This is a genomic window from Bradyrhizobium genosp. L (assembly GCF_015624485.1).
In the GTDB taxonomy this organism is placed as follows: Bacteria; Pseudomonadota; Alphaproteobacteria; order Rhizobiales; family Xanthobacteraceae; genus Bradyrhizobium.
This window is the reverse complement of sequence record NZ_CP061378.1, coordinates 3,548,265-3,574,686: the sequence shown is the minus strand read 5'-3', so window position 1 is coordinate 3,574,686 and position 26,422 is coordinate 3,548,265. Positions and strand designations below refer to the sequence as shown.

The window sequence follows — 26,422 nt, the reverse complement described above, 5'->3', positions numbered from 1 at the left end:
CCGACGAGAAGCGTGCGCGTGACGTGTCGCGTGAAGCGTTTTGGGGCGTTGAGTGCATGACCCTGGCGGACCCGGCTTGCCGGGAGGGGCATGCCGCCGCAGCGCCGGCCGAAAGGCCGGGCCGCCTGCGCCGAGAGACAAACAGGCCGGATCCACCGGCTGAGCTGCGAATGACGGGAGGCGTGCCGCGTGCGTGTTCCCCGATTTCGCGATGGGATAACATTCCGGCACCGCAAACATGTGGGCCGGTCAGGAAGATAGAGACGGGGCTCGACCATGCGAATCGAACGACGCAACACCACCAGCGGACAATCTCCCTACGCCGGGATCAATTTCAGGCTGACGACATCGGAGATCCGCAATCCCGACGGCTCGGTCGTGTTCCGGGCCGAGAATGTCGAAGTTCCCGAATTCTGGTCGCAGGTCGCCTCCGACGTGCTGGCGCAGAAGTATTTCCGCAAGGCCGGCGTCGCCGCGCGCCTGAAGAAGGTCGAGGAAGAGACCGTGCCGTCCTGGCTGTGGCGCTCGGTGCCCGACACCGAGGCGCTTAGCACGCTGCCCGAGAACGAGCGCATCGTCGGCGAGACCAGCGCCAAGCAGGTGTTCGATCGCCTCGCCGGCTGCTGGACCTATTGGGGCTGGAAGGGCAGCTACTTCTCCTCGGAAGAAGATGCGCTGGCCTTCTTCGACGAGATCCGCTTCCAGCTCGCCAAGCAGATGGTGGCGCCGAACTCGCCGCAGTGGTTCAACACCGGCCTGCACTGGGCCTACGGCGTCGATGGTCCCGGCCAGGGCCACTATTACGTCGACTGGAAGACCGGCAAGCTGACCAAGTCCAAGTCGGCCTATGAGCATCCGCAGCCGCATGCCTGCTTCATCCAGGGCGTCGGCGACGACCTCGTCAACGAGGGCGGCATCATGGACCTCTGGGTGCGCGAGGCGCGCCTGTTCAAGTATGGCTCCGGCACCGGCTCCAACTTCTCAAGCCTGCGCGGCGAAGGCGAACGGCTGTCCGGCGGCGGCCGCTCGTCCGGCCTGATGAGCTTCCTCAAGATCGGCGACCGCGCCGCGGGCGCGATCAAATCGGGCGGCACCACGCGGCGCGCGGCCAAGATGGTGGTGGTCGATGCCGACCATCCTGATATCGAGACCTATATCGACTGGAAGGTGAAGGAGGAGCAGAAGGTCGCGGCTCTCGTCACCGGCTCCAAGATCAACCAGAAGCACCTCAAGGCCGTGATGAAGGCCTGCGTCAACTGCGAAGGCAGTGGCGACGACTGCTTCGATCCCGAGAAGAACCCGGCGCTGCGCCGCGAGATCAAGCTCGCGCGCCGCTCGCTGGTGCCCGACAACTACATCAAGCGGGTGATCCAGTTCGCCAGGCAGGGCTACAAGGACATCAATTTCGACATCTACGACACCGACTGGGATTCCGAGGCGTACCTGACCGTCTCCGGCCAGAACTCCAACAACTCGGTGTCGCTGAAGGACGACTTCCTGCGCGCGGTCGAGACCGACGGCGACTGGAATCTCGTCGGCCGCACCACCAAGAAGGTGACGAAGACGCTGAAGGCGCGCGATCTCTGGGAGAAGATCGGCTACGCCGCCTGGGCGAGCGCCGATCCCGGCCTGCACTTCAACACCACGATGAACGACTGGCACACCTGCAAGTCCTCGGGCGACATCCGCGCCTCCAATCCGTGCTCGGAATACATGTTCCTGGACGACACGGCGTGCAACCTCGCCTCGGCCAACCTGCTGACGTTCTACAGCTCGACGACCAAGCGGTTTGATATCGAGTCCTACGAGCACCTCTGCCGGCTCTGGACCATCGTGCTGGAAATCTCCGTCATGATGGCCCAGTTCCCGTCGAAGGCCATTGCTGAACTCTCCTACGAATTCCGCACCCTCGGCCTCGGCTTCGCCAATATCGGCGGCCTCCTGATGACCATGGGCCTGCCCTATGACTCCAAGGAAGGCCGCTCGCTGTGCGGCGCGCTGACCGCTGTCATGACCGGCATCGCCTACAAGACCTCGGCGGAGATGGCGGCCGAGCTCGGCACCTTCCCCGGCTACAAGAAGAACGCAGCCCACATGCTGCGCGTGATCCGCAACCACCGCCGCGCCGCCCATGGCAATGCTGGCGGTTACGAGGCGCTCTCGGTCAACCCGGTGCCGCTCGATCACGCTTCCTGCCCGCAAGCCGATATCGTCACCCATGCGATCCACGCCTGGGACGACGCGCTCGCGCTCGGCGAGCAGAACGGCTATCGCAACGCCCAGACCACCGTCGTGGCGCCGACCGGCACCATCGGCCTCGTGATGGATTGCGACACCACCGGCATCGAGCCCGATTTCGCGCTGGTCAAGTTCAAGAAGCTCGCCGGCGGCGGCTACTTCAAGATCATCAACCAGGCGGTGCCCGCGGCGCTGCGCGCGCTCGGCTATCGCGAAAGCGAGATCGCCGAGATCGAAGCCTATGCCGTCGGCCACGGCTCGCTGTCCAATGCACCCGGCATCAACGCCTCGACCCTGAAGACCAAGGGTTTTACCGACGAAGCCATCGCCAAGGTCGAGAAGGCACTGCCGACCGCCTTCGACATCAAGTTCGCCTTCAACAAGTGGACCTTCGGCGAGGACTTCATCCGCGACCAGCTCGGCATCGGCGCGGAGGCGATCGCAGCCCCCGGCTTCGACCTGCTCTCCGCGGTCGGCTTCAGCAAGCGCGAGATCGAGGCCGCCAACGTGCACATCTGCGGCGCGATGACGGTGGAAGGTGCGCCGCACCTCAAGCCGTCAGATTATGCGGTGTTCGACTGCGCCAACCCCTGCGGCAAGATCGGCAAGCGCTACCTCTCGGTCGAGAGCCACATCCGGATGATGGCGGCCTCGCAGCCGTTCATCTCGGGCGCGATCTCCAAGACCATCAACATGCCGAACGACGCCACGGTGGAGGACTGCAAGTCCGCCTACCTGCTGTCGTGGAAGCTCGCGCTGAAGGCCAACGCGCTGTACCGCGACGGCTCGAAGCTGTCGCAGCCGCTGAACTCGCAGCTCATCAGCGACGATGAGGACGAGGACGATGCGGGCGAGGCGCTCTACGAGAAGCCGATGGCGGCGCGCGCCGCCCAGGTTTCGGAGAAGATCGTCGAGAAGCTGGTCGAGCGCATCGTCGTGATGCGCGAGCGCGAGAAGATGCCCGACCGCCGCAAGGGTTACACCCAGAAGGCGGTGGTCGGCGGCCACAAGGTCTATCTGCGCACCGGCGAATATGACGACGGCCGGCTCGGCGAGATCTTCATCGACATGCACAAGGAAGGCGCGGCACTGCGCTCCTTCATCAACAACTTCGCGATCGCGGTCTCGCTCGGCCTGCAATACGGCGTGCCGCTGGAAGAATATGTCGACGCCTTCACCTTCACCCGCTTCGAGCCCGCGGGTCCCGTGCAGGGCAACGACTCGATCAAGTACGCGACCTCGATCCTCGACTACGTCTTCCGCGAACTCGCGGTGAGCTACATGAGCCGCTTCGACCTCGCCCATGTCGATCCGAACGAGTCGGGTTTCGACGCGCTCGGCAAGGGCGTCGAGGAAGGCAAGGAGCCGGATGAGACCCCGACCCAGCAGGCGACAAAATACCTGTCGAAGGGCCTGACCCGCTCGCGCACCGACAACCTCGTCATCATGCGCGGCGGCTCGGCCGCGGTGAGCGCGAACTCGGATGCCGCGCCGGCCGGCGGCAACCGCGTGACGTCGCTGGCCTCGCACGCCCGCGGCGCCTCCGACACCATCGAAGGCGCGGTCGCCCTGAAGCAGGAGGTCAGCCACGACCTCTCGCCGACGGAAAAGCTCGAGGCGTTGCAGTGGAGCAAGGCGGGCGCAGCGGCAGCCGCGGCCCCGAGCAAGGCCGAACGTCGCGCCGAGGCGAAAGCCAAGGGCTACGAAGGCGAGATGTGCTCGGAGTGCGGCAACTTCACGCTGGTGCGGAATGGGACATGCATGAAGTGCGATACGTGCGGGAGCACGACGGGATGTTCGTAATCATGCAAATTGCGCCCTGCGAGGGCAGATAGCCCATCCATGACCTCCCAACTGGGTTATGCCGACGCAAGAAGCTCCTGGAAACGGACACTGATCGAACGACTGCGGGGACCACCGTAAAACGCGATCATTCTCGTAGGGGCAACACTCGCCACGGCGGATGTTGTGAACACTAACTAAAGTTCGCGGCGCGCTTCGGTTCGCCGCGAAACCGCGGTCCGAACGGATCATGAATCAGAAATCCTCCAACAGAAATGCAGTTCTGAACGAGCCGGTTCGGCGAGAGGCGTGAACGGGTAGCGTATGTCGAAGCGCCAAGACCAATCGGACGACGAGGTGCCGGCAGCGGGGCATCCCAGCCCGATGTTCAGCATGATGGCGGCGCAGGAAATCCCGAAGCCGAAAAACTGGCAGGACTTCCAGCGAGGCTGTGTGGTCCTATTTCAAGCGGAATTGAAGGACCCTCACGCCCAGGAATATGGACGTCATGGTCAAAAGCAGCGAGGCATCGATGTCTTGGGCCGCCGCAACGGTGATCCGACGCGCCTCGTCGGCGTTCAGTGCCGGCGGTATGTCGAGCCGCTAAAATACGCCGACATGCTGAAGGATTGCCGGGAAGCCCTGCAGATTAAGGCAGGTCTCAAGGAGATCATTTTCGCTACCACCGCACCCAGCGATACGAAGGCAACGGACGCGGTGCTCGAGGTCGAGAGAGTCTTAAGATCGGAGGGCCACGATCTAACGGTCGCGCTGTATTCGTGGTCAGATCTGGAACTGAAAATCTGCCAGCACCCGCCTGCGCTCGCGTTCTTCTTCCCGGCTGCTGTCGCGTCGACGGCACAGCAGAACGTACGGATCGATGCGACGGCCCTCACGGCAGCAGTAGCCGAGGCTGTCGCGCGCATTCTACCATCCGCTCAGGCAAGCACGCCGACGGATGTGGCAGCGCCTTCCGATAGCAACGAAGACCCTGCCCTGCATGCCAAGATCGATCTCTGGCGCGACCTGTTCCGTGACAAAAACGGGTTTCTGCACGCGAAAGAGGGTTTGCTCGAACTTCAATCTAAGGAAGACCTGTCGGCCAAACCTTGGGCAAGCTTTCGCATCGAGACCAACCTTGGATCGGTCGCCATCAATCTTGGCCAGCATGAGGAAGCCGCCGCGCACTTCGAGCGAGCCTATGCGATCCGCCCGACCGATTGCAACGCCATCGCCAACCTTGCGCTGGCGCGAACGATCCAAGAAAAATATCAAGAAGGCATCGAGCTCGCCAAGGTCGCACTGAACGCGACGCCGAGATCGGATCAAGCCGTCTCCTTCCTGCTCCAGGCCGCAGCGCGATCGGGTTGGCAAGGCGATCCGGAGACCTTGATCCCGACTGATCTCAAGGGTTCCGTCCATGCCGATATGGGTCTGGCCGAATTCCTGAGAAAAACTAACGCACCAGACTGGGCGGAACGAACACGCGAGTTGGCGCGAAACCACCTCGAACTTTCCGAATTCAGACGCCTCGACGCCCTCGCCGTCCTCGAACTGGCACTGGGTCCGGGTGCGTTCTTTGGCAGGCCCGGCGTCGTGACCCGCGCAGATATCGATCGTGCAGCCAGCGAAATGTTGGCGATGGCCAACATGTGTCTCAACGACGGTTACGCGGACAAGCACGATCTCATGGCTTCCGTGAACAACGCGGCCGTGCTGCTTAGACTTACGGGTCGCCAAACCGAAGCCGAAGCTCTTCTGATCCGCTCGCTGCCGACGCTTCCCGGTCATCCACATCTGCGGAGACTGCTGGCTTTGTGCCAGGCCGCTCTAGACCGGTTCGGCGAGGCCGAGGCCACTCTTCGGGATGAATCGGAAGCTGAAAGCCGACTCCTGTTCGCCGAACTGACGTCGCGGCATGACACCGGCGAGGCGATCAGGATCGCGGAGTCGGTCGATCCGCAGGATCGCGAAGACCTGATCGAACTGAAATGGCGAATCCTTGGAGAAATTGGCCTTCGCACAGGCGACAACGACCGTATCGAAGCCGCCATCGCGGGGCTGGCCGATCTGCCGGATGGAAAACTGCTGTCCGAACTGCTCGGATTGCGACGCGACGCCCGCAAGGGGGTCGAAGAAACGCAGCGGCATGCCCACCTGACCGAGCTCGGTGCGAGCGAACTCACACTTTCAAGCAACCTCTCACGGTACCTCGTCGCCGACGAGATGAGCAACCAGGATCTACCCGACGAAGCCGCTAGACTCCTCGAACCAATCGTCGACCTGCAGGTTCTCAGCCCCATAACGCGTCTGTATCTCAGTTGCCTTGCTGAAGCCCGCCGCGACGAGGCCTTCCGGACTTCCCTTGCAAACGCTTCGGCCGATGTCCGCGTGGACGCCGAGATACTATGGTTGCGTGCGACTCACTCGTGGAACATCGGCGATCTGCCGGAAGCCGGCAACGCCATTGACGTACTCCTCCGTGGTCATCCCGATAACGCGCCAGCGCGACTGCTGAAAGTCGAGATTCTCCTGCGCTCCGACCAGGTCGACGGTGTCACCAAGGAACTCGAACGACCGATCGAGAAACTGCCATTCACCCGATTGACGGACAAATTCCGCGTCGCATCCCTGCTTGGCCATTTCGTGCCCATCGAGCGCGCCGTCGCCTACGCTTACAGGCTTTTCCTCGAAAATCGGGAAGTCTCACAGGCCTGGCTATGCTTCCACGGATTGGTGCTGCAGGAAGGGAGCAATATCGGGGAAGCGCATGGTCCCTGGGATATGAAAGTGGTCGGCAACGATGCCGCCGTGGATATCGAATACGACGACGGCGAGAAGCAGTTCGTCATCGTCGAAACCGACGCCAAGTTGCGGCGCCTCGACGACGAATCTTGGGAGCCCGACCATCCGCTAGTGAGGGCGGTCACAGGACTGGCCGCGGGCGCATCGTTCACCAACCCCGTCAACGGCAAGACCGGCACGATCAAGGGAATCCGCCACAAATACGTGGCAAAGCATCACTTCGTGTTGGCGAACCACGAAGCGCGCTTTCCGAGCATCAACGCGATCCGCTCGATTTCCGTCGACGCCTCGACGCCTGAAGGTCTCGCGCCCCTGCTCGACGAACTCAAAGCCAAGCACGACTGGATCGAGCAAGAACAGGAAAGCTACGTCAGAGGGCCGTGGCCGCTGACCCTTCTAGCACATCGCACCGGTTGCGACACTATCGACGTGGCGGAAGGCTTGGCCTCGCAGGATATCCGCTTGAAAGTCGCTGCCGGCACACAGCCAGAGAGGAGAAACGCCACCGCGAGCATCTTCGAGAACGGGACTTCGGGCTGCGTTCTCGATCTCAATTCGTATTGGACCTGCTGGCGGCTCGGCGCGCTCAGCACCGTCATGGAGCTCTGCGGGAACGTCCACCTAGTCCAAAGCACGATGGACCGTCTCCAAGCTCGACGCGAGCGCATCAGCAAATCGGCCCAGACCGGAAGCAAGACCGCACGCTACGACGACGGCAAAATGGCCATTACCGAGGTGACGCCCGAATATATCCAAGGACTTCTGGCCGACGTCGACCAGGCGATCGAATGGGCGAAGACTCACGCGATCATCTGCCCGTTGATCGTGCCCGAAACGGCTCCCCAGTCGCTGCGAGAATTCCGACGCGACAGCGCTCTGGAAATTTTCGACAGTGTCATCCTATCGATGCAAAAAAGTCTGCTGCTCGTCACGGACGACATGCCTACCCGCGATTTCGGCAGGCAACTCGGGGTCACTCGGAGCAGTTGGCTGCAACCGATCTTCATGATCGCAAACAACCGTGGCAAGCTCGATTTCGAGACCTACGTGAAATGGTCGGCGCATCTAATCGGTGCCGGGCACAACTATGTCTGCGTATCTGGGCAAACGCTGGTCCGCGCCGCTACGATTGATGCTCGGTCGGGCGAGTGTCCAGGTTATTTCTTGAAGCAAACCGTCAAGATGCTTGGAGGGGCAGCGGCAGAGCCGGAGTCACATGTTCGCGTTGCGGTCGAATTCCTCCACCTCCTGTGGAGCGATGACTCGGCGCTACCGTACCGGGAACGTGCAACAGGCATGCTGCTCGATCATCTCGTCCGTGAGCGAACGCGGGATTATCGCCAGATATTGCTCACCGTCATGTGGCAAGTCCGAGCCATTCCTCGGCTGACGGAGTACCTTCAATCATGGCTTCGCGGTCATTTCATCGATCTTTCTCCTCGCGCAGCTTGATCTAGCCGCAGGCGTAATCCACCACTCTCAATCTTGCGGGTTAGGCTTCGCTAACCCGCACTACGTTTCACCTGCGAGCAAGCGCACTAAGAATATCACGCCGCTTTCGCGGCCTTGTCCACCGGCGCCGTCTCCATCGCGCGCATGTAGAGATCGAGCAATGACTCCCGCTCGTCGCGCTCATCCTGGTCCTGTTTGCGTAGCTTGATGATCTCCTTGAGGATCTTCACGTCAAAACCTTCGCCCTTCGCCTCGGAAAAAACTTCCTTCTTCTGCTCGTTCAGTTCCTGCAATTCGCCGTCGATGTTCTCGATCCGCTCGACGAAGGAACGAATTTTTCCGCCGGGAATGGTGATGTCGGACATGGTGCCTCTCTGCTTGATGAGGCCGTGAAAATGAAAGCAAAGAGATGACCAATGTCTTAACCCTCGCCTCCCGCGTCGGTGACGCTTCCGCGCGCCATGGCCGGGCTTGTCCCGGCCATCCACGTCCTCTTTTCTGAGGGAACCAAAGACGTGGATGCCCGGGACAAGCCCGGGCATGACGAGCGGGGCTAATGCGCGCCCCTCACCGTTCCGCCGTGCTGATATTGTCGCCGAAGAATTTCCACGTCTTGCCGTCGAACTTCGCGAGCTTGAACGTGTCGAACGTCGAGTAGTTGGTCGGCGACACCGAGACCGTGATGCCGGGCAGCAAGAGCGGCAGCGAGACCTTGCTGATGGAGGTTGCCTGCTTCAGCAGGTTCTCGCGGGTCAGCACGTCGCCGCAGTTCTTCAGGATGATGGCGGTGAACTGCGCCGAGAGGTAGCCGATCTGGTTGCTGCCATCGATCGGGTTGCCTTCGGGGTACCACTGCTTCATGAAGGCGAGATAGTCCTTGACGCCCTGGTCGTCGTCCCATGCGGGATCGCCGACCACCTTGGTCGCCAGCGCCGTGATCAGGCCGGTGGAGGCATCCAGGCCTGCGGGCTCGAGCACGCCGCCGATCGAGCTTGCGACCGAGACGATGAAATGCGTCGGCTTCCAGCCGAGGTCGGCGACCTTGCGGATCGCCTGCGCGCCGAACTTCGGCGTCGTGATCGTCATCAGCACGTCGGCGCCGGCGGCCTTCAGGTTGACGATCTGGGAATCGATGGTGGGATCGGTGACCTCGTAGCTCAGCTCCTTGACGATGAGGTTGGCCTTGTCGCCGAGGCCCTCCTTGAATCCCTTGAGGTAGTCCTTGCCGAAATCGTCGTTCTGATAGATCACGCCGATCTTCGCGTTGGGCAGCTCCTTGACGACATACTTGCCGTAGATCTTGGCTTCCTGCGCATAGGGCGGATAGAACGGCGTGGTCCAGGGGAATTCCTTCGGATCGTTCCACTTCGAGGCGCCGGTGGAGATCAGAAGATGCGGGATCTTCTTGCCGTTGAGGTATTTCTGGATCGACGAGTTGGTCGGCGTGCCCAGTGAGCCGATATCGGCGAGCACCTCGTCCTGCTCGACCAGCTTGCGGGTCTGCTCCACCGTCTTCGGCGGGCTATAGCCGTCGTCCATGCTGAGGAAGGTGATCTTGCGGCCGTTGATGCCGCCCTGGCTGTTGATCATCTTCCAGTAAGCGGCCTCCGCCCTGCCCTGCGTGCCATAGGCCGAGGCCGGGCCGCTGTAGGGCATGGTCTGCCCGATCTTGATTTCGGTATCGCTGGCGCCGGTGTCGTACTTCTTGTCGGCGGCTGATGCGGCCGTGGCCGAAACAAGGCCGAGCGCGGCGATCGCCGCGAGCGTGATGCAACGCATGATGTCTCTCTCCCGTAGCGCCGCTGTTTGCCGCGACGTCGGGCGGGATCATGATCAGGCCGGCGGGAGATGTCGAGTCGCGGCGGCGCCGGATAGACCGGCAAATCTACCTTGCGCCGGACGGGCCGAGGTCGTCGGCTGCGGCCTCGCGCGGGTCCTCGACGGCGACGGCTTCGGTGGCAGATACCGGGCTCAGGAAGATGTCGTGCACGAGCCCGAGTTTGCCGAGCGCGAGAATGATCAGGCCGTTGATGTCGATCTCGTACCAGGCGCGCGACAAATAGGCGTCGCGCGGAAAGCGGTGATGGTTGTTGTGCAGCCCCTCGCCGAAAGTGAGGAACGTGGTCACCAGCTCGTTGGTCGTGCCGTCGTTGGTCTCGAAGCGGCGGTAGCCGTAGCGGCCGTCGCTGTGGCAGACCGAGTTGACCAGCGAGGTCGCCATGGTCATGAGGTAGCTGCGCAGCAGGCCGGAGAACAGGACGCAGCCGATCATCGCGTGCACGCCGCCGAGCGCGTAGCCGATCGCGCCCGGAATCAGCACCGCCGACGCCGCGACCCAGTACCAGCGGGTCCTGGTGAAGAACATCGCGATCGGGTCGGCCAGGATATCCCTGGCGTAGTAGGCGGGATCGGTGGTCTGCCGGTCCCACACCCAGCCGCCATGCGCATGCATCATCCCCTTCAGGAAGCTCGGATGATCGTTGCCGGCGCCGTCATAGTACGGGCTGTGGACGTCGCCGGGCCTGTCGGCGTGAAGATGGTGCCGGCGGTGATTGGAGACCCATTTGAGGATCGAGCCCTGCACCGTCATGGTGGCATTCATGGCGAGCAACGTCCGCATCACAGGACCGCAGCGGAAGCTGCGGTGGACGAAGTAGCGATGCATGAAGCCGATGCCGGCCGTGCTCAACGCGAACGTGCCGAGGAAGACGGAGATCTCGATCCAGCCGATGCCTTGCGTGAAGGCCCAGACCAGCGCCGCGATCGAGCCCACGACCAGAATCGGGAACGCGATGTAGGAATCGAGAAACTTGGCGTCGACCAGCGGACCTTCAACGACGACACCCGGGGGCATTTTGCGGTCCGCGCCGTTGCCCGGCGCCACGCTCTGAATTTCGGTCATTCCAACTGCTTCATTCACGGAACCCATCTGCGGCGCATCGTACCATGCGGCACGTCGCTTCGCGGCAACAATTCCCTCACAGCCCCATCCAGCTCATCACCGCGCCGGCCGATGCCCAGAGTGTCCAGCCGAGTCCGAGCAGGCAGAGGAGCGCCGCCGCCATTCCGATTGCCAGCAGCAGGCCGTCCTCCTGCAAATAGGCGATCGCGATCAGCACCACCACCATGCCCGGAATGACGTTGATCAGGGGGAACGGCCAGCCGGCCGAGAACGCCAGCAGGAAGACGACGAGGCCGACCAGGCGGTCGATCATGTCGCGGCGCGCGTCCCAGCGCGGCCGGCTGATGCGCTCGATCGCCTGCAGCATCGGGCGGACCAGGACGGTGAATCGCTTGAAGCGCTTGAAGTCGAACTGCCGCTTCGCCACGAAGCGCGGAAACCACGGCGCGCTGCGGCCGAGCATCATCTCGACCGCCGGAAACAGCAGCGCAACGGTCGCGATCGTGGCGACGCCGGGAATGATCACCAGGAGCCCAAGCAGCAGCAGGAGCAGGCCGAACGAGCGCCTGTCCAGGTTGCTGAGCAGCCATTCGAGATCGACGGGACCATCCGGTGCTTGCGCGACGAGTTCCTCGAGCAGTTGGGAGGTGGCGCTTGAGCTGGATTTGGGCGCCAATGGGGCTCCGGACGAAGGGGACATGCTCGCAAATTGGTCAAACTCGGCATCGATTGCAACAGCTGCCGAAGCGGATTAGGAAGCAGGGGTGAGCAACGATTCCGACCAGGCATGGTACGGCCATCCGCCGTCAAGCCCGATTCCTGCCCGCCGCCGCCGCTGGCCGTGGTTCCTGCTGATCGTGATTCTGGCCCTCCTCGGCGCCGGGGGCGTCTATGCATGGCCCCAGATCGCGCCGCTGGTGCCGGCTCTGGGCAACACGGTGTCCGGCGACAAGGCGGTCGCGGGCGACAAGGAGGCGTTGCCGGACCTGCTCGCCTCGCAGCAGAAGCTCGAGGACGACCTCGGCGCGCTTAGTCGGTCAGTGGCCGACCAGCAGGAGCAGCTGAAGACCATCGTCGACCAATTGGCGGCCCTGACGTCGAAGGTCGACGCGATGCAGGGCCCCGCTCCGGCTGCCGCACCACCGCCAGCTGCGGCTGCGGCCGAGCCGCCGCGTGCGCCGGTCGCGCAAGCCGCGCCGAGGCCGCCGCGACGGCCGCCGATTCGGGCGCCCAAGCCATCGGGTCCGATTTCGACCGGCGGCGCGCCGCTGAACGCGGCCCCGAGCACCACGGCCCATTGAGCCGAACCACGGGCGTATCCATATCGGGCTGACGTCTTCGCCCCTCCCGATCCGGAAGCCCCCGTGCCCGCACTCTCCATCCTCGATCTCGTCCGCGTCACCCAGGATACCGATGCGCGCGGCGCGCTCTACAATGCGCGCGACGTCGCCGTTCATGCCGAGCGCCTCGGCTATCGCCGCATCTGGGTGGCGGAGCACCACAACATGGCCGGCATCGCCAGCGCCGCGACGGCGGTCGTGATCGGGCATATCGCAGCCGGCACCAAGACCATCCGCGTCGGCGCCGGCGGCATCATGCTGCCGAACCATGCGCCCTATGTCATCGCCGAACAGTTCGGCACGCTGGCGCGGCTGTTCCCGGATCGCATCGACCTCGGGCTCGGCCGCGCGCCGGGGACGGATCAGCTCACGCTGCGCGCGCTCCGCCGCACGCCCGAAGCGGCCGAGAATTTTCCGCAGGACGTGCTCGAGGTGCAGGCCTTCCTGGCGGCGGCCGGTCCCAACCAGCGCATCCAGGCGGTGCCGGCCGCCGGCACCGACGTGCCGCTGTGGATTCTCGGATCGAGCAACTTCGGCGCGATGCTCGCCGCCGAGCTCGGGCTGCCCTACGCCTTCGCCTCGCATTTCGCGCCCGAGCTGCTGATCCAGGCGCTGCAGATCTATCGCGCGCGCTTCAAGCCCTCGGAGCAGCTCGATCGTCCCACCACGATGGTCGGCGTCAACATCGTCGCCGCCGAGACCGACGACGAAGCGCGCCGGTTGGCGACGACGCAGCAGATGTCGTTTGCGAATATCTTCCGCGGCGCGCGCGGCCTGAGCCAGCCGCCGATCGACGACATCGAGACCTACTGGTCGCCGCAAGAAAAGGCCCAGGCGATGCGGATGCTCGCGCGCTCCATCGTCGGTTCGCCCGAGACGGTTCGCGCCGGCATCGATGCGCTTGTTACGGAGACCGGCGCCGACGAGCTGATGGTGGTGTCGGACGTCTACGATCACCAGAAGCGGCTGCGATCGTTCGAGCTGATCGCCGGCGCCGCCGGGATCGCGGCCTGATCCGCTATTCCGCCGCGGCCCGCAACTGGCCGCGGAAATAGTCGATCGTCCGCTCCAGCCCCTCGCCGAGCTGAATGGTCGGCTCCCAGCCGAGCACCGCGCGCGCCAGCGAGATATCCGGCTGGCGCTGCCGCGGATCGTCCGACGGCAACGGCTCGAACACCAGCCTGCTGCGCGCTCCCGTCAGCGCGATCACCTGCTCGGCGAGCTCGCGGATGGTGAATTCGCGGGGATTGCCGATGTTGATCGGGCCGGTGAAATCGTCCGGCGTGTTCATGGTCCGGATCATGGCCTCGATCAGGTCGTCGACATAGCAGAAGCTGCGGGTCTGGCGGCCATCGCCGTAGATGGTGATGTCCTGCCCCGCCAATGCCTGCACGATGAAGTTCGACACCACGCGGCCGTCATTGGGATGCATGCGCGGGCCGTAGGTGTTGAAGATCCTGACCACCTTGATCTTCAGGCCGTGCTGGCGCCAATAGTCGAAGAACAGCGTCTCGGCGCAGCGCTTGCCTTCGTCGTAGCAGGACCGCCGTCCGACCGGATTGACGTGGCCCCAATAGGATTCGACCTGCGGATGGACTTCGGGATCGCCGTACACTTCCGATGTCGACGCCTGCAGGATCCGCGCCTTCACGCGCTTGGCGAGCCCGAGCATGTTGATGGCGCCGTGCACGCTGGTCTTGGTGGTCTGCACCGGATCGAACTGGTAATGGATCGGCGAGGCCGGGCACGCCAGATTGTAGATCTGGTCGACCTCGACATAGAGCGGAAACGTCACGTCGTGACGCATCATCTCGAACCGGGAGCTGCCGATCAGGTGCGCGATATTGGCCCTGCTGCCGGTGAAGTAATTGTCCACGCACAGCACGTCGTGGCCCTGATCCATCAGCCGCTCGCACAGATGCGAGCCAAGAAAGCCGGCGCCGCCGGTCACCAACACTTTTGCCACGTCACTCTCTCTTCATGTCTGAGCTTGGTTGCCAGATCCAGGGGTGCCGACCGGCGGGCACGTAGCCTGCGATGTGCGAGCAATCGCCGCTCTGCGAGCCGAACACCGTCCACTGCGTGACCTTCCAGACGCTGTTGCGGCGGAGCGAGGCGCCGGCGATGACACAATTATTCCAGGGAGCAACCACAAATTGAATGTCGTAGCAGCCCGGAACCAAGCTCGAGACCGTGAAGAACCGCGAAGGCGGCAAGGCGCCTGCGAACTGGTCCGGTCCCCAATGCCCGGCCCCGCACGGCGACACGTAGAGATGCTCGAGCGGCGTGTTGGACGCATTGACGATGGTGAATTCGGCGGCGTGCGCTGCCGTGGACAGCATCGCCGCCATCACGATCGCAACGAGCCTTCGACAGGATCTGTGCATGTGGGGTGACGCGCTGCTTGGCTTCATCGCAGTCTCTGCCGCCGGCAAAGCATAGCATCGGCGTCTTGCAGTTTTGTGGCGTTGCTCGTTGTGATTGTCCCGTCGGGGACGCGAGGTGATCGGCTGCACGGCGTGCCTCATGCGGTCTTGCGACGCCAGAAGGCGTGCACGGTGAGATTGACTTTCAGGACCGGATCGGCGGCGGCGCGATCGCCGGATCCCCCCATCTGCATCAACAACGCGTCGACGAAGACGTAGGGCGCGCCGCTTTCGAGGCGATAGAGCAAGGCTTGCAGCGCCGGCAGCGTGGCGTTCAGCGAGATCTGCAGCTTGATCGCGTCGCTCTTGTCGTCGCGATCAGCCGGAGCCCCGGAGGAGACCACGACGGCGTGCTGCCCGGTGGCGAGGTCGGACAGGTAGGTCTGGAATTGCGCGGCGGCGAGGCCGCTGGTCGGCGCATCCAGGAAGGCGGTCGCCGGCGCGGCGCGGTTTTGCGCCTGCGCGCCGCGATTGGCGGCCGGGTGCGATCGCGCCTGCAGCGCCGCCAACTCATCATGCTGCTCGGCGAGGTGCGCGACCGCACTGGACCTCGCCTGCAACGCGCCCGCGATCGCGATCACGCAGACGAGCAGCAGCGCGCAGAACGCCCCGACCGCGAGGCCCTGATCGCGGTCGAAATCGAGCTTGAGAATGAAATTGAGCTTCGTTTTCAGCACCGGTCACTCTCCATCGATCGCAAGGTGCGGCTCGACGCGCGCCTCGATGTGAAACACGAAATGGCCGCCATCGGCATTGCGCGTCGTGGGCGCGAAGAAATGCACATCCTTGAAGTGCCCGGACTGTTCGAGCGGCGCGATCAGCGCCGGCGCGTCGCCGGCCAGGCCGACGAGGCGCAAGGTCGGGCCATCCATGTTCAGCTCCGTCAGGTAGGACGTCTCGGGAAGCGCGCGCGACAGTGCCTCGACCACGACCACCGCGACCGGCGAGGTTTCCTTCATGGCCTGCGCCCGTTCGGCGGGGGGGAGCGCTGCGATCTGCGCGCGCGAGGAGGCGCCCTTGATCTGACGTTGCAGGGCCGCAATGCGCGCACCGACCTCGTCGCTTTCGCTGTCCGCGGACGCCGCGCTCATGAAAGCCCAGACGTTCACGACGATGGTCACGCCGACCGCCGCGGCCATCAGGCCGCCGATCGTCCTGCGTGTCCGCGACAGGCTGGTGTCGGTCGCATCCGCAAGGCGGGACCACAGCGTGATCTCAGGCGCTGCATCCGCGCGGCCGCCGCACGCCACGACACGGTCGACCCGCAAGCCCAGCACGCCGAGCGCGCCGCACGCCTCGTCGAGCGTGGCGCGCGAGGTGGCAAGGACCTGCACATTGAGGACGTTCGGGTCGTCGCCGGCCACGGCATCGAAGCCATAAGCGGCCTGGCTCGCCCGCCACGGATACAGCCGCTCGAACTGATTGCGCACGATGCCGGAGAGCAGGTCCCGCGCCTGCGCCGGAACGGTCATCGCCCGCGAGACGATATCGGCGGCGGGAAGCTGCAGAACGACGAAGGATTTCTGCGCGGCGCGGAGGATCTCATCCGGCAACGCGGCGCCGGCACCGGGCGTCGTCCTGACCGCCCCCTTGGCGTCCTCGACGATCCATTCGTCGCCGTCGCTGCGGATCCTCATCCACTGCCGGGCGCGGCGCCGCTCCTGCCAACCCAACCACAGCTGAGCCAGGATCTCGATCCAACGCCGCATGATCACATCGATATTCACTAGCGCGCCTCCAGCGAGGCCATGGCGCCTGCCCTGACGAATGGCGAGACCGGGGTCCAGGCCACGACCCGATACGGCTGCTTGTCCTCGGGCAGCAGCACGATGAAGGCCTTGGCGGCGGCGGTGTAGCCATCGGTGGTGCTGGCGACGAGGTCGACTGCAACGACATGTCGCGCTTGAACCTTCAGATATTTCTGCGCCGCGCCAAGGACGAAGCCGAGACGTTCGGGATCGGCCAGCCGCGCGCTGCGCATCTCGAGGAAGCTGTCGAGCCGCGCGGCATCGAAGGACGGCAACGCCCGCAGCACCGCAACCGGCGCGGTGAGCGGATTGACGGTCTCGCTGCCGAACACCGTGATCATCGGCGCCATCGCGGCCATCCATTCCGGCTGCATGCCGGGAACGCTCGCAAGCTGCGCGATGTCGGTGAACGGCGACGCCGCCGGCGCGGCCTGCTGGTCAGGCTTGTCCGCCGAGGCCTGCGACTTCGCCGCATCGTTCGGCTGCGCTTGCGCATCGTTCGGCTTCTGCTGCGCATCACCGGGCCGCGGCTGCCCTTCCTTTTCGCGGAGCGCGACGATCCGCTGCGCCATCGTGCCGGCACCGTCGTCATCAGCACCGACATCGCGCAGCAGTGACGCCAACAGCTCGACCGGCGCCCGGCCGATGTCGATGCGGCCGCCCTCGTCGCTCACGGTGATACGGACCGAGCCGGTCGGAAATGTCAGGGTGGTGCCACGCTCGGTCAGCGGCGCGTCATGCAGCGACGCGACAATGCCGGCGGCGGCCTCGATCCCCGCAGTCGTCAGCCCATCGGCCTGCACCCGGTCGCGATCGATCCGCACGATCCCCGCGAGGCTGCGAAACGTCGTCGACGTCGCCATGGCGAGCGCGGAGCACAGCGCAATCGCCCACAGCACGGCGAGCAGAACCATTCCACGTTGCGTACGTCGGCTGCTCATTGGCGTGCTCCTTCAGCCGTGTCCGTTGCCGCCGCATCCTTTGCCGGTGCGTCCTTTGCCGCTGCGGTCTGCGGCGACGGGTCGGACTTGCCTCCGGTGACGCATTTGGCATTGGCGCCCGGCTGCGCGCAGGCGATCGGTGCGTCGGCGCGCACGGCGAACTGAAGGCCGGGCAGGAGATCAGCCCCGCTCGCGCGATCCCGGATCGTCAGTCGCACCAGCCGCGGCAGGGACGGCTTCCCGCTCCACGTCTCGCTCCACGCCATCGTCCCGTCTGGACCCGGGCTTGCAAATGCAAAGCCGATATCGACCTGCCCTTCGATCAGGCGGACCGGGTCCTGCAGCGCGACGCTCGCAAACGGCGTGCGTTGCCCGCGCCATTTCGCGCGGCGCCGGACCAGGCAGTTGACACCGTCGGTCTCCTCGACCTGCAGGCTGACCACCTCCTCGCCCAGGCTCCCACCGGTTGCGCCGCTGCCGGTGATGAACTTCACCTCGGTGGCATCGCCGTTGAAGGCTGCCGTCGCATCGCTGCCGGCGCTGGACTGCTGCACCTGACGCGCCGATCCAAGGTCCGCCGCGAGGCGGTCGACAGCGAGCAGCAACTGGTCCGTCCGTCCCGCAAGCCCGGTCCTGCGATCGAAATTCAGCGCAACATTGTTGATCAGCGCCGCGGTCGCGGCAATCACGGCGGAGCCGATGGCGACCGCGGCAAGCACCTCGATCAAGGTGAAACCGGGCGCCGCACGCAGCCCGAAGCGAAAGCGTGCGGTCATTGCTCGGCTCCCGATCCGAGCCGCAGCGTATCGGCGCTGATCGTCTGTCCGGGCGCCCATGACACCGTCGCGACCAGATGGAAGGCGATCCAGTTCTCAGGCTTGGCGTTCGGCTCGGCCTTCTTGTCCGCCGCAGCCGCCGCAGCCGCCGCCGGCACGTCGCGTTGCGGCGGCGGCACCATGGCATCGATGAACATCGGCTCGGCCGTGATCGACCAGCGCAGGCCGCCGGTCTCGCCGTCACGCGATCCGTCTCCGACGAGCGACCGGTCGACCGGCGCATCGAGCAACGTGCGCAGCAAGGTCTGGGCCGCGACGCGACCATCGATATTGTCCGCGATGCGGCGCGCGTAAAACAGATGCGGACCGAGCACGGACACGAACGCCAGCAGCAGCGCCAACGCCACCAGCGCCTCGATCAGGGTGAACCCGGCGCGCGTCGCGCGCGGCTCACGGCAGGTCGACCGCAACGCGGCCGTTATACCAGTTGACGTCGACCTCATAGCGCACATTCTCCCACGAGAACTTCAACACCGCGCCGCTGGAGGCGCCATCCGGTTCGAACCGGACGACCGCCTGGCGTCCCGACCACACTTCGTCCACCCCGACCACGTCGAGCACGACGTCGCGCGGAATGGCGATCACCCCGCTGCGCCCGACCAGCGTCCGCGCACTGCCGTCGAGCGACACCCGGCGGCTTTCGCCGGAGAGGATCGCGGCGAGCCGTTCGCGCCGCAGCAGCGCGGCGCTCTCCAGCGTCAATGCCTTCAGCTGACCGCGCCCGGTGCCCGGAATCATGGCCAGCACCAGCGACGCCAGCATCGAGATGATCAGCATCACCGCCATCATCTCGATCAGGGTGAACCCTGCGCACCAACCTCTGCCGTTCGCTCGCGTCATCGGCCCACCTACATCGCAAGCTCGGTGATGCTGAGCAGCGCGCTCATGATCGACACGATCAGCGTCCCGATGCCGATGCTGACCGCGATGATGGTGATCGGCCCGATCGCGCCCATCAGCCGGTCGAGGCCGATGGCGAGCCGTTGCTCATAAAGCTCCGCGGCGTGATGCGCGATCGCCGACAAATCGCCGGTCTCGTCGCCGACGCGCAGCATGCGCACCGCGAGCGGCGGCACCAGGTCGCTCTCGGCGAGCGCCTCGATGAAACGGCGCCCATTCCGCACCTGCTCGTGCACCTGTTCGACCGCCGCCGCATAGCGGGGCTCGGTCATGATGTCGCGCAGGATCTTCAGCGCGGCTGGCAATGCGACGCCGTTCTCGACCAGAAGCCCGAGCGTGCCGATGAACCGGGCCGTCCGGCGGTCGTGCATCGGCCCGGACACGCCGGGGATGGCGCCGAGCACGGCCATCAGCGACGCCCGCGCGGCCGGCTGGCGCAGGATCAACCAACCCAGCAACAGCGCCGCGCCGCAGCTGCCGAGGAAGGTGTTGAGATGGGCGCGCAGCCAGGTCGACATCGTGAGCGCGAATGCGGCGCCGGAATTGAGTTTTCCGCGCAGCTCGGAGAACACCGATTCAAACTGCGGCACCACATAGAGCAGGAAGAAGAACAGGATGACCAGGGCCGATCCGACCAGGAACATGGGATAGCGGATCGCGCCCGAGATCCGCTGCGAGAGCTGCTCGCGCCGCGTCCGGTCCTCGACGATTGCCCGCAACACCACTTCCAGCTTGCCTGACGCCTCACCGGCACGCACCATCGCGATGTAGATCGGCTCGATGATCTGATTGTATCGCTCCAGCGCCTCGGCAAAGCCGTCGCCGCCCGAAACCGCCGAGCGCAATCCGCCGGCAAAGCGAGCGACCGCCTTGTTGGTGTCCTCCTCCAAGGTCTGCAGCGCCGCCTCCAGCGTCAATCCGGAGCGCAGCAATAGCGCCAGCAGGCGAAGAAAGGTCGTCAGCTCGCGCTGCCGGGGAGCTCCCCCGCTCGAGACGCCGGCACTGAGCGCCTTGCGGCCCGCGATCTCGGCTTCGACCGGCAGATGGCCGAGATACTCGATCCGCCGCAGCACCTCCTCGCGCGAGGGCGCCTCGACGTCGCCGAGAATGACCTCTCCGGCCTTGGTCAACGCGCGATAGCGATAATGCGGCATGATCGCCCTACAGGCTCATGGTCAGGCGGAAGATTTCGTCGAGCGTGGTCTGCCCGGCGCGCAGTTTCGTGACACCGTCCTCGGTCATCGAGATCATGCCCTCGCGTCGGGCCGCGGCCTCGAGCTCCGAGGCATCGGTCTTCGGGCCGATCGAGCGTCGCAGCGCCGGGCCGATCTCCATGATCTCGAACACGCCCTTGCGGCCGCGGAAGCCGGTGACGTTGCACCAGTCACACCCCTTGGGCCGGCAGACCACCTCCCCCGCCTCGATGCCGAGCGCAGTGTAGCGGTCGTCGGCCGCGATATCGGCAGCCGACAAGCGGTAGCTTTCCTTGCAGTGGTCGCACAGAATCCGCACCAGCCGCTGCGCCACGATCACCCGCGCGCACGACGCCAGCAGGAAGCTCTCGATCCCCATGTCGATCATGCGCGTGATGGCGCCGGCGGCGGTGTTGGTGTGCAGCGTCGTCAGCACCAGATGGCCGGTCAGCGCCGCATGAACGCCGATATGGGCGGTCTCGGAGTCCCGCATTTCGCCCACCATGATGACGTCGGGATCGAGCCGCATGAACGAACGCAGGGCGGATGCGAACGTCAGTCCGATGCCCGGATGCACCTGGGCCTGGGTGATGCCCGGAATCTGATACTCGACGGGGTCCTCGATGGTCAGGATCTTGCGGGTGGGCTCGTTGATCACCGCAAGCGACGCCGCGAGCGTCGTCGTCTTGCCCGACCCGGTCGGCCCGGTGACGATGACCATTCCATAGGGGGCCTGCAACGCCTTGCGCAGGATCGCCTCGTCGCGTGCGCTGAGGCCGATCTGGTCGAGCGACACCAGGCCGGCGCCTTTGCGCAACAGCCTGATGACGGCGCATTCACCGTACATCGTCGGCATCGTCGCGACGCGGAGATCGATCTCGTTGCCGCCGACCACGATGTGCGCGCGCCCGTCCTGCGCCAAACGGCGCTCGGTGATGTTGAGACCGGCCATGATCTTGAGGCGCGAGAGAATTCCCTTGGCCATGCTCATCGCCGGGGCCGGCACGTGCTTGAGCATGCCGTCGACGCGCAGCCGAACCTGCAACACATTGCCGGCCGGCTCGATATGCAGATCGGTCGCGCGCTGCTCCACCGCCAGGCGCAGGAGATCGTCGAGCGCCCGCACCACCGGCGCACCGCGCGCGAGATCGCGCAGATTGTCGAGGTTGTCCTCCCCCGCCCCGGTGCCGGCTTCAGGCGCGGCGTCGGTCTGCCGATCGGGCTCCAGCCGCAGCGAAAGTGCGGCCTCCAGATCATCGACGGTCGCCACCGCGAGTGCGATCGATCGGCGCAGCACGAGCTCGACCGCCCGCAACGTTTCACGGTCCACCGGCGCGGCCACGGCAAGATGCAACGCTCCAGCCGTGCTCTCGTAGGGAAACAGCCGCTCTTCCTTGAGGAACCGCGTCGACATCTCGCTGCCAGCGAAGCGTCCATCCACCAGATCGTCGCGGCGGACCCGGTCGCACCGGTAGAAACTGGCCAGTTCGTCAGCCAGCGCGGACGGCGTGAGCTTCGTGACCGCGCTCCAATCGACGCTGCCGGCCGATCCGTCCGCGTTGCGACCACGACCGGCACCGTCGTCCTTGCCGTCGCGCAACGCGCCCTTGCCGGCGAGATATGCCATGAAATCGATCGGCGGCACGGCCGACGTCGCAGCCATATTGCTTTCCCGCGCTACCATGGCAGAGTCCCGCTCGACACGGGCGGCATCGATGGCCCGCCCACAGCGCGAAGTGATATGAGACGAGAATGACGATCGACGGACCCGCCGATGACGATGCAATGCCGGACACGCTGTTTCCCAACCGCATCGTGCTGGCTTGCGGGTTTGCGACCATCGCGCTGCTGTGCGCGGCGACGTTGCCATGGCCGCAGGCCCTGGCCTCGACCGTTCTCGGCACATTGATGGTTGCGGGCGCCGATATCGATGCGCGCCACTATTTGCTTCCGGACGCCGTCACCGGAGGCGCCGTGCTCGCCGGACTGATTGCGGCGACGGTGCTCGACCCGTTCGATCGCTGGAGCGCGTTCGTCACCGCATTGACTGGTTCCATCCTGGTCGGTGCAGGGCTCTGGCTGCTGCGCTGGATTTACCAATGGCTGCGACAGCGCGAAGGAATCGGTCTCGGCGACGTCAAGCTCGCAGCCGCGATCGGTGCCTGGCTCCCGCTCGACGCTGTTCCCTTGTGTTTCGGATTGGCCAGTTGCGCGGCCCTGGTCGCCGTGCTGCTCGCCCGGCTGCGCGACCATTCCGTCGAGCGGACGACGAGGCTGCCGTTCGGCGCCTTCCTGTGTCCGGCCCTCTGGCTGGTCGACTACGTCGTGCGACTGCAGACGGCCTGGTACTGAACGCGCCTGATGCACGCGGCGCCGCTCGCGCGCGCGGCGCGGCCGGGTCGTCTCGACAGTTCCGGCGGTGTGTGCGTACGCTTCCATCGCATCTCACCTGCCGTCGCTCAACGGCACTCGATGCGCCAGCACCGTATCCTCGTCGCCCGACCGAACGCGCGTTGCGAGATCGCGCTGGCCGAACGGGCTTCTGCGGCGGAATGCAACTCCGGACATCCGCCCATTGCGATCGAGATAGACCGCACAATGCGCCAGCGCCTGCTTGAGCTCGACCTGCACCGTGCGCACGCTGACGCCGAAGCGCTCCGCGACGTTTCTGAGTGGCGCCTCGTCAACGCATATCGCCATGAAGATCTCCCGGCGACGGGTCGGCAATTCCTGGATCGAACGCTTGAGCGCGTCGATCTCCGATCGCGCCTCGATGATCCTGTCCGGGCCGGGCGTCTCGTCCGGAAAATCGAACAGCGGATCCGGCTCGCGCACCGTGCGACGACGCCGCTCTGCGACGCGGCGGTTGCTGATCGCGCTCATCGCGACGCGGAACAGATATGCCTGGAGATCGCGAACCGGTCCGATGCCATCCGCATTGCTCAAGCGCAGAAAGGTATCCTGCAGGGCTTCGTTGGCGAGATCGGCGGATCCGGTCCGCCGCGTCAAACGTTGTTTGAGATCGTCGTAGCTTGCGACGAGGAGCGTGAGCAACGCCGCTCGAGTGGTGTCGCTCATTGCAGGGACCCCATCCCCAACCGCAGCATCTGAAACGCTTCCATCCGGTCGCGGCGTTTCTAGCTGCTGTTAATGACACAGCAATGAAACCACAACGCGTGCTTACTTCGGGACACACCTCGCACCAACCGATGACACACATTTGATTTCTGCTGCACTTGGCGAGCGGTGATGACACTGCGCTGATCGTCGCGACGATCGCAGCCCGGCGAGTTCCGTCGTCAGCGCAACGTTCTGCGCGAGCATGACTGCGATCGCTCGCGACGCCACGCATGTCACGCCATTCCGCTGACGGCCATGGTTCGCAGCGAGGTTTGCGCACGTTCGATTCCCTGCCGAGCTGCCGCACTTTCTGCGTCGATGGTCAGCGCCTTGCGAAAACTGGTTTCCGCATCGTCGGGACGCTCGACCGAGAGATAGAGATCGCCGAGCGCGCAATGCGCGGTCGCGCGCTGCGGATCGAGCGAAACGGCGTGCTTCAGGCTGATCTCCGCGCCCTGCGCGTTGCCGCGCGTCGCACAAGCGCGGCCGAGCGCTTCGTAGAATTCCGACGATTGCTGCTGATTGATCTTGGTCGCCACCATGAAGTGGTTCATGGCGTCGTCGAGATCGCCGAACGCGCACAGCGCAAGTGCATACTGGGCATGCGCCGCGTCGTCGCGGGGCGCGAGTTCGAGTGCCTTGCGGTAATGTTGATGGATCAGACGCCTCACCATGTCGGCATGCATGCCTGTCGGCCCGTTGACGCCGAGCTTTCGCAACGCCGTCGCGTAGGCCACATGCACGCCGGTATTCTGCGGTGCGAGTTCGATCGCCTTGGCGTACTGAGCGAGCGCCTGTTCGGTTCGTCCGGCGTCCATCAATGCCTCGGCAAGCCCGATCCGCACCGGGACCAGGTCGGGCGCCAGTTCCACGGCGATCCGCAGCCGTTGGAGCGCGCGCGCGCCATGGCCTGTGTCGAGCTCGAGCGCGCCGAGATTGCACAGCGTGTTGACGTGTCGGGGATCGAACACGAGAATCTGCTCGAACATCTTCCGCGCGCGATCGAGATTGCCTGCTCTGTGATGACGGCAAGCCTCGACGAATAGCGCGTCGCAGAGCACCGGTTCCACGACGGACCGCGGCGTCGCCATTGCCGTTGCCGCGGCGAGCACAGGATCGGCGGCCTTCTTCTCCTGCTCCGGCGACGCAGCGGCGCTGACGAACGACCACAGCGCCGAGCAAAGCTGCCGGATCACTTCGGACCAGTCGCCCGGATTGCGTTGCCGGAATAGCCGTGCCTGCGGATACCAGGGGGTGTCGTCGCGGCCCTTGAGCCAGCGCCAATCGTTGCCCCTGGCGAGCAGGATCCAGACCGGCTTGCCCATCGCGCCGGCCAGGTGCGCGATCGCGCTGTCGATGGTGATCACGAGATCGAGGTTGGCGATGATCGCCGCGGCATCGGCGAAGGTCGCGGTGTCGATCTCCGGCCCGACATTGAGGATGCCATCGTCGAATTCCGTCACCTGATTCTGTCCGGCGCCGACTTGCAAGCTGACGAAGCGCGCGCCCGGGCAATCGAGCAAAGGCCGCAGCCGATCAAGCGGAAGCGAGCGGCGCCAGTCGTAGGCGTGTGACGGATTGCCTTGCCAGACGAGGCCGACGGACGCCCCGGCGTGGACGCCCAGGCGCTCGCGCCATCGATCGACGCGCGCCGGATCCGGAGTGACATAGGGAGCCGCGGCGGGAACCGTCTCGCTTTGCGTTCCGAAGATCAGCGGAAGCGACATCAGCGGCGCATGCACGTCGAATGCCGGCGTCTCGTCCTTTGCATCGAACACCGCGTCGATGCCGGCGACGGTCCGCAGCAACGACAACAATGACGCCGGCGCGCGCAGGATCACGCGACCACCGCGCGCCTTGACCATCGGCGCGTAGCGCACGAATTGCAGGGTATCGCCGAAACCCTGCTCGAATTGCAGCAGGATCGTCTTGTCGGCGAGATCTTCGCCCTTCCACTGCGGACGATCGGTCGGCAGCAGATGCTTGCTGACCTGCGGCTCCTTCAGCCGCCATTCGAATTCTTCCCAGGCCGCCAGCCAGTCGCCGCGCGTGAACAGGCAGATCGCCAGCATCGTGTGCAGGTTCGCATGTTCCGGATGCCGTGCAAGGACATCGCGCAACAGCGCCAGGGCCTCGTCGTTGCGGTCCATGTCGTTCAGCAAGGTGGCGAAATCGACCACCGACCTGATGTCGTCGGGCGCGCTTGCCCGCAGGTCGCGGAATGCGTCATCGGCGAAATCGGTCAGATCCACTGCCGTCAGCGCGCGGGCCATCCCGAGCTGCGCCGTCGCATTGTCCGGCTGCAGCGTCAGGGCGGCCGCATAGGCAGCCAGCGCCTGCGGATGCTGGCGCGCCTTGAGCAGGAGGACGCCAAGATTGGCGTGCGCCTCACCGTCCGAAGGATCGAGCTGGATCGCCTCCTCGAGCAGGTCCAGCGCCCGCTCGTCCTCGTCGCGGTGCAGGGCGATCAAGCCGCGAAGGTGCAGCACACGCTGCCGCACCAAAGGCTCGCCTTCCATGGTTTCGAGCAACACCTCGGCGCTGTCGAGCTGGCCTTCGCGCAGCAGCGCCAGCGCACGGTTGACGATGGTCTGGACGAACTCCACGCGCCGTTCCGACGGAGCCTGGTTCAACATGGACAGGCCGGCGCGCACCGCCTGCGCCTCGCTGATCGCTGCTTTCGACATCGATGCGGTCCTTGCCCCTGGCTTGTCCACGCCTGCTTCGGCCGTCGCGGCG

General features: G+C 65.0%; 21 protein-coding genes. 5 read left to right on the top strand and 16 right to left on the bottom strand.

Annotated features, from left to right (window positions below):
* Positions 1-276: 276 nt before the first annotated feature.
* On the top strand, positions 277-4,041 hold the full coding sequence (locus tag IC762_RS16640) for a vitamin B12-dependent ribonucleotide reductase (protein WP_195789844.1): 3,765 nt from the start codon (positions 277-279) through the stop codon (positions 4,039-4,041).
* A 303-nt stretch (positions 4,042-4,344) separates the two neighbouring features.
* Positions 4,345-8,277 carry a PIN domain-containing protein gene (locus tag IC762_RS16635; RefSeq protein ID WP_195789843.1) on the top strand — a complete coding sequence of 1,311 codons (3,933 nt, stop codon included), beginning with the start codon at positions 4,345-4,347 and terminating at the stop codon, positions 8,275-8,277.
* 95 nt (positions 8,278-8,372) lie between these two features.
* On the opposite strand, the gene IC762_RS16630 is transcribed toward IC762_RS16635, so the two are convergent.
* From IC762_RS16630 to IC762_RS16615, 4 genes are all read right to left on the bottom strand, one after another.
* Positions 8,373-8,642, bottom strand: coding sequence for a DUF2312 domain-containing protein (locus IC762_RS16630; protein WP_195789842.1), 270 nt, complete (start codon positions 8,640-8,642; stop codon positions 8,373-8,375).
* A gap of 202 nt (positions 8,643-8,844) precedes the next feature.
* Complete coding sequence (locus IC762_RS16625) at positions 8,845-10,056, bottom strand: ABC transporter substrate-binding protein (RefSeq protein ID WP_195789841.1); 1,212 nt, start codon at positions 10,054-10,056, stop codon at positions 8,845-8,847.
* A gap of 106 nt (positions 10,057-10,162) precedes the next feature.
* Positions 10,163-11,179, bottom strand: coding sequence for an acyl-CoA desaturase (locus IC762_RS16620; protein ID WP_195789840.1), 1,017 nt, complete (start codon positions 11,177-11,179; stop codon positions 10,163-10,165).
* A gap of 76 nt (positions 11,180-11,255) precedes the next feature.
* Positions 11,256-11,855, bottom strand: a complete 600-nt coding sequence (locus IC762_RS16615; protein ID WP_195789839.1) for an exopolysaccharide biosynthesis protein — start codon at positions 11,853-11,855, stop codon at positions 11,256-11,258.
* 88 nt (positions 11,856-11,943) lie between these two features.
* Between IC762_RS16615 and IC762_RS16610 the strand changes: the two genes are divergently transcribed.
* Positions 11,944-12,480 carry a hypothetical protein gene (locus IC762_RS16610; RefSeq protein ID WP_195789838.1) on the top strand — a complete coding sequence of 179 codons (537 nt, stop codon included), beginning with the start codon at positions 11,944-11,946 and terminating at the stop codon, positions 12,478-12,480.
* Between the two features lie 63 nt (positions 12,481-12,543).
* Complete coding sequence (locus tag IC762_RS16605; RefSeq protein ID WP_195789837.1) at positions 12,544-13,533, top strand: LLM class flavin-dependent oxidoreductase; 990 nt, start codon at positions 12,544-12,546, stop codon at positions 13,531-13,533.
* A 4-nt stretch (positions 13,534-13,537) separates the two neighbouring features.
* On the opposite strand, the gene IC762_RS16600 is transcribed toward IC762_RS16605, so the two are convergent.
* From IC762_RS16600 to IC762_RS16555, 10 genes are all read right to left on the bottom strand, one after another.
* Positions 13,538-14,485 carry a UDP-glucuronic acid decarboxylase family protein gene (locus IC762_RS16600; RefSeq protein ID WP_195789836.1) on the bottom strand — a complete coding sequence of 316 codons (948 nt, stop codon included), beginning with the start codon at positions 14,483-14,485 and terminating at the stop codon, positions 13,538-13,540.
* Position 14,486: 1 nt separating this feature from the next.
* Positions 14,487-14,870, bottom strand: coding sequence for a hypothetical protein (locus tag IC762_RS16595; protein ID WP_195789835.1), 384 nt, complete (start codon positions 14,868-14,870; stop codon positions 14,487-14,489).
* Positions 14,871-15,043: 173 nt separating this feature from the next.
* Complete coding sequence (gene gspM, locus IC762_RS16590; protein ID WP_195789834.1) at positions 15,044-15,622, bottom strand: type II secretion system protein GspM; 579 nt, start codon at positions 15,620-15,622, stop codon at positions 15,044-15,046.
* Positions 15,623-15,625: 3 nt separating this feature from the next.
* Positions 15,626-16,672 carry a PilN domain-containing protein gene (locus IC762_RS16585; protein WP_195789833.1) on the bottom strand — a complete coding sequence of 349 codons (1,047 nt, stop codon included), beginning with the start codon at positions 16,670-16,672 and terminating at the stop codon, positions 15,626-15,628.
* Positions 16,672-17,634, bottom strand: coding sequence for a general secretion pathway protein GspK (locus IC762_RS16580; RefSeq protein WP_195789832.1), 963 nt, complete (start codon positions 17,632-17,634; stop codon positions 16,672-16,674). Before IC762_RS16580 ends, IC762_RS16585 begins: the two co-directional genes overlap by 1 nt.
* Positions 17,631-18,410 (bottom strand): PulJ/GspJ family protein, encoded by a 780-nt coding sequence (locus tag IC762_RS16575; protein WP_195789831.1) that lies wholly within the window; start codon positions 18,408-18,410, stop codon positions 17,631-17,633. The genes IC762_RS16580 and IC762_RS16575 overlap by 4 nt, the downstream gene beginning before the upstream one ends.
* Positions 18,407-18,880, bottom strand: a complete 474-nt coding sequence (locus tag IC762_RS16570; protein ID WP_195789830.1) for a prepilin-type N-terminal cleavage/methylation domain-containing protein — start codon at positions 18,878-18,880, stop codon at positions 18,407-18,409. Before IC762_RS16570 ends, IC762_RS16575 begins: the two co-directional genes overlap by 4 nt.
* The gene (locus IC762_RS16565; RefSeq protein ID WP_195789829.1) at positions 18,861-19,310 is read right to left on the bottom strand and encodes a prepilin-type N-terminal cleavage/methylation domain-containing protein; all 450 of its coding nucleotides are present in this window, start codon (positions 19,308-19,310) and stop codon (positions 18,861-18,863) included. Before IC762_RS16565 ends, IC762_RS16570 begins: the two co-directional genes overlap by 20 nt.
* An 8-nt stretch (positions 19,311-19,318) precedes the next feature.
* Positions 19,319-20,524, bottom strand: a complete 1,206-nt coding sequence (locus tag IC762_RS16560) for a type II secretion system F family protein (RefSeq protein WP_195789828.1) — start codon at positions 20,522-20,524, stop codon at positions 19,319-19,321.
* Positions 20,525-20,531: 7 nt separating this feature from the next.
* Positions 20,532-22,226, bottom strand: coding sequence for a GspE/PulE family protein (locus IC762_RS16555; protein ID WP_195789827.1), 1,695 nt, complete (start codon positions 22,224-22,226; stop codon positions 20,532-20,534).
* Positions 22,227-22,348: 122 nt separating this feature from the next.
* On the opposite strand from IC762_RS16555, the gene IC762_RS16550 reads away from it, so the two are divergent.
* Positions 22,349-22,915, top strand: a complete 567-nt coding sequence (locus tag IC762_RS16550; RefSeq protein ID WP_246801593.1) for a prepilin peptidase — start codon at positions 22,349-22,351, stop codon at positions 22,913-22,915.
* 93 nt (positions 22,916-23,008) lie between these two features.
* On the opposite strand, the gene IC762_RS16545 is transcribed toward IC762_RS16550, so the two are convergent.
* Positions 23,009-23,641, bottom strand: coding sequence for an RNA polymerase sigma factor (locus tag IC762_RS16545; protein WP_195789825.1), 633 nt, complete (start codon positions 23,639-23,641; stop codon positions 23,009-23,011).
* Positions 23,642-23,916: 275 nt separating this feature from the next.
* Positions 23,917-26,370 (bottom strand): tetratricopeptide repeat protein, encoded by a 2,454-nt coding sequence (locus tag IC762_RS16540; RefSeq protein WP_195789824.1) that lies wholly within the window; start codon positions 26,368-26,370, stop codon positions 23,917-23,919.
* Between the last annotated feature and the right edge of the window lie 52 nt (positions 26,371-26,422).